3 protein-coding genes and 1 pseudogene are annotated in these 4,550 nt (G+C 39.4%); 3 read left to right on the top strand and 1 reads right to left on the bottom strand.

All coding sequences use genetic code 11. The annotated features are described in order from the left end of the window. Window positions 1-702: hypothetical protein (locus tag AAC037_RS20245; RefSeq protein WP_339905160.1), on the top strand; the 702-nt coding region annotated here is incomplete at its 5' end. Next, the gene (locus AAC037_RS20250; RefSeq protein WP_339905161.1) at window positions 699-2,801 is read left to right on the top strand and encodes a helix-hairpin-helix domain-containing protein; all 2,103 of its coding nucleotides are present in this window, start codon (window positions 699-701) and stop codon (window positions 2,799-2,801) included. The genes AAC037_RS20245 and AAC037_RS20250, both read left to right, overlap by 4 nt. Before the next feature lie 51 nt (window positions 2,802-2,852). Here the strand turns inward: AAC037_RS20250 and mscL are convergent, their stop codons facing one another. After that, on the bottom strand, window positions 2,853-3,272 hold the full coding sequence (gene mscL, locus AAC037_RS20255) for a large-conductance mechanosensitive channel protein MscL (RefSeq protein WP_339905163.1): 420 nt from the start codon (window positions 3,270-3,272) through the stop codon (window positions 2,853-2,855). 114 nt (window positions 3,273-3,386) lie between these two features. Here mscL and AAC037_RS20260 point away from each other — a divergent pair. Continuing rightward, window positions 3,387-4,550, top strand: a pseudogene (locus AAC037_RS20260) (oligopeptidase B); the annotation flags it as partial.

Here is a 4,550-nt window from a genome sequence, read left to right on the forward strand (position 1 = left end):
AACGAACCATGGGCTATTTTTAACAATATAGGTTCTTTGGGCAAAAGTCCAACGGATATTATAGCTGTAGTAGGATACGACCATAGGCTAGGTCTGAATGAACTGACTACCTTGGCGGCTGGAATTACAGTCCCAACAGAAAATATCGGCATTTTAGGCATAGGAATTTCAAATTATGGTGGAGCACTTTTCAACCAACAACAGATCGGCTTGGGTCTTGCCAAACAATTGGGGCTGGCCAGCCTAGGGATAAAATTCAATTATTTCCAAACCAATATTGAAGGTTTTGGTAGAAGCGCTAGGCCGGTACTGGAACTTGGAGGTACTGCAGAACTGATCCCCGGAGTATTTTTTGGGGCCCACATTTACAATTTCACTCGAGCAGCCATTAGCAAGGGCAATTTGAATTACCTGCCCACAATTGTGAAAACAGGAATTTCGTATCGTCCATCAGACAATTTGATGGTCAATATTGAAACTGAAAAGGAGCTTTCCTCCCCTGCCCGATTCAAAGCCGGGATAGCCTATAACTTTGAGGAGAAATTTTGGGCCAGAACTGGCATTACAAGTCAGCCCAACAATTTGTATTTCGGCATTGGATTTAGGCCCAGAAGGTTTCAGGTAGATTATGCTTTATCAAGAAATTATTTACTTGGGTTCACTCACCATTTTTCTTTAAATTATAACCTTTCGGCGCAATGAAAGGTCCGGCCATCACCGGACTTGCCCTGCTAATAGGGTCAATGGGGCTTTATGCCCAACAAAACCCTCAAGCAGAACTTGATATTGAAGCATTTATTGAGGAAAGGTTTGCTTTTCAGGAAGAAGATATCCCCTATGAAGACCTTTACGAAAGTCTGCTTCAACATTATTTCCAGCCCTTGGATCTGCAAGAGGCCACAAGCACAGACTTGCAATCCCTCTACCTTCTTAGCCCAAAACAAATTGAATCTTTTATCCATTACAGGGATCAATTGGGCAAGTTTGTATCCTTATACGAACTTCAGGCAATTCCTGATTGGTCCTTAGCCACCATCCAAAACCTACTGCCCTTTGTGGTTATCAATTCTTCAAATCCAAACCAAAGCTTCCCGGGTTTTCAGCGTATGGCAAAGGCCGAAAATGCCTATTTACTCTTGCGTCATCAAAAGGTCTGGCAAACAAGAAAAGGGTTTAGTATTCCGGATACTTTGAACAATGGAGATTTGAGTAACAGGTATCTGGGAGATCCAAATAACCTTTATTTAAGATTTCGTTTACAGCAGGCAGCAGATTTTAGCCTTGGAATCACCTTAGATAAAGATGCCGGAGAGGCATTTACTTGGGATCCTCAAACCAAAAGGTATGGATTTAATTTTCTTTCTTTCCACTATGCCTTGTACAATAAGGGCCGGTTAAAAATGTTATCTCTGGGAGATTATCAATTACAATATGGGCAAGGGTTGGTTTTTGGTTCAGGGTTTTCTGTAGGCAAAGGAGCAGAAACAATAACCACAGTAAAAAGAAGCTCTACCGGAGTAAGGCCTTATACCTCTGTCTTGGAAGCAGGCTATTTTAGAGGCATTGCAGCAAGCTACTCTTTGGGTAGAATGGAGGGTACACTTATGCTTTCCAACAAGGCTAGGGATGCAAATTTACAATTCATTCTAGACAGCATGGACAACGCTTCCTCCTATTTATCTTCTTTGGTTTTATCCGGTTTGCACCGTACAGAAAATGAAATCCAAAAGAAAGCACAAGCAAGGGAGCAGAATTTAGGTCTGAATTTAAACTATCAGAATACCAGTAAAACTTTTCGAATTGGTACTAACGCATTGTATACAGGATACAGCCAGCCCCTTTATCCAACAGAAAGGGTATACAATCAATTTGAATTTAGAGGCAAAAGCAATAGTGTCCACAGTTTGTATTTCACTTACAATTATAGAAACCATTATTTCTTTGGTGAAACTGCAATTTCTAAAAGCGGAGGCAAGGGCCATGTGGCAGGCCTAATGAGTAGCCTGAATAGTAAAGTAGATTTTTCTATGGTATGGCGTAAATATGACCGGAATTTTCACACCTTTTATGGGAATGCTTTTTCGGAAGGCTCTCGTCCCATCAATGAAGAACGCTTGTACTTGGGGATTTATTTTAAGCCCAATCGAAAATTCAGTTGGTCTGCTTATTATGACTATTTCAGCTTTCCTTGGATGCGATTTAGGGTTTATGCACCTTCTGTAGGACATGAGTGGCTTAGCAAGTTGAAATTCCGACCCAACAAGCAACTCACTATGTTTTTTCAATTCCGGGAGGAAACAAAAAGCAGAAATCTTCTATCTGAGGACCAACCTAGTAGCCAGTATTTGCTTGCTCAAGGAAAAAGGCAAAACATTGTATGGAGTCTCAATTATCTCCCTGATCGCAAATGGCAGTTGAAAACGAGGGTTCAACAAAGTTTTTATAAGTTTACTGGCAAAAAAACCAAAGGTTTCTTAATCGCACAGAGTTTATCCGGAGAAGCCGGGGCCTGGAGATTTTCTGGAAGCCTAGCTTTATTTGACACGGATGACTACGAAAACAGGCAATACCTGTATGAAAAAAATGTCTTGTGGGCCTTTTCTATTCCCAATTTTTACGATCAAGGGTTAAGAACCTATTTATTGGCGCAGTATAAAATAAACCCAAGACTTACTATTTGGGGTAGATGGGCTAAAACCAGCTATACCAACAGGGAACATATTGGCTCCGGTCTGCAAGAAATCCCAGGAAATAAAATGGTTGAGACAACTTTTCAATTAAGGTATCAATTTAACCGGTAAGTCAGACATCTGCTTTCTTACCGGTTAAATCCCCAATACCAATATCAAATTCTATTTTTCCTTAAGCAAGTCCCTGATTTGCTCTAACAATACCTCTGTTTTATTGACAGTCGGTGGTGGCGGAGTGGGTGCAGCTTCTTCTTTCTTCTTCAAATTATTGATTACTTTAACAATCATAAAAACTGCAAAAGCAACAATAGCGAAATCAACCGTAAACTGAATAAAGGTACCGTAATTAATGGTTACGGCATTAATTTCCTCTCCGGCCGGATCTATATAGGCCTCCCTGAGGACAACCACTAAATCTGTGAAGTCCACTCCTCCGACCAAAAGGCCGATAGGAGGCATGATAATATCTTTCACAAGAGAAGAAACTACCTTCCCAAATGCAGCCCCAATGATGACCGCAACAGCCAAATCGACGACATTACCTTTTACGGCAAAATCCTTGAATTCTTTAATCAATCCCATACTTTTGTTGGTTAATGGTTCTATAGATTAATTTAATAAGCCATTCAATATAAGAAAAATTCTATGATTATTACAAAATAATTATACACCAAACATAATTTCAATAAAACAGAAATGTCCAAAACAAACCATATAAACCAACCAATCGCACCAATCAAACCAAAAACACTTGTTTGGCATAATAACAGTAGAACAGACAACTATTTCTGGATGAATGACAGAGAAAATCCGGAGGTAATTCAATATTTAGAAAAAGAGAATGCCTACAAAAATAGCTTACTAAAAGAAACTGAGGACTTACAAGCATCACTTTTCAAGGAAATGAAAGAAAGGATAAAGGAAGATGACAGTAGTGTCCCCTATTTTAAAAACGGCTACTTTTATTACAATCGTTTTGAAAAAGGCAAAGAATACCCTGTTTATTGTAGAAAAGAAGGGCATTTGGAATCAGAAGAGTTAATTCTCTTGAATGTAAACGATTTGGCTGAAGGCCATGAATACACCAATGTCAATGCATTGGCAATTTCTGAAAACAATAAGCTTTTAGCCTATTCACTGGATACAGTAGGCAGAAGAATATACAACATTCATTTTAAAGGCCTTGATAGTACCAAGGTTGTAAAGGATCAACTAAAAGCCGTTACAGGGAATATTGTCTGGTCAGCGGATAATAAAACAGTTTTTTATACCCAACAAGATGCTCAAACCCTTCGTCCAAATAAGGTATACCGTCATGTATTGGGAACCGCCCAGGAAACAGATGAATTGATTTTTGAAGAAAAAGATGAGACTTTTACTGTTGGCTTAAAGAAATCAAAATCCAGAGAGTTTCTATTCATTGTTAGCCAAAGCACCATCTCTACTGAGTACCGTTTTCTTCCGGTGGACCGGCCTAACGAAGATTGGAAAATAATTCAGGAAAGGCAGGACAATCTGGAGTATGAAGTGGATCATTATGGATCTAACTTTATCATCCTAACCAATGCTGATCAAGCAAAGAATTTCAAATTGGTAAAGACACTTATTGACCAACCGGAAAAAGAAAATTGGGAAGACATTATTCCGGTAAGAGAAAACGTCTTCTTGGAGGAATTTGAAGTATTCAAGCATCACTTGGTCATCGCTAATCGATTCAATGGACTGCAAAGACTGGAAATCAGATCTTGGGACGGAGAAAAAAAGCATACCATCAAAATGGAGGACCCTGCCTATACAGTTTGGATTGGCACCAACCCCGAGTTCTACACTGAAGTGCTAAGGAATGGTTACAACTCCCTT

The sequence above is a fragment of the uncultured Cyclobacterium sp. genome, from assembly GCF_963976465.1.
Taxonomy (GTDB): Bacteria; Bacteroidota; Bacteroidia; order Cytophagales; family Cyclobacteriaceae; genus Cyclobacterium.

Coding starts and splice junctions, on each gene's coding strand:
- mscL (WP_339905163.1), bottom strand. CDS start 3,272: ATGGGATTGATTAAAGAATTCAAGGATTTTGCCGTAAAAGGTAATGTC.
- AAC037_RS20250 (WP_339905161.1), top strand. CDS start 699: ATGAAAGGTCCGGCCATCACCGGACTTGCCCTGCTAATAGGGTCAATG.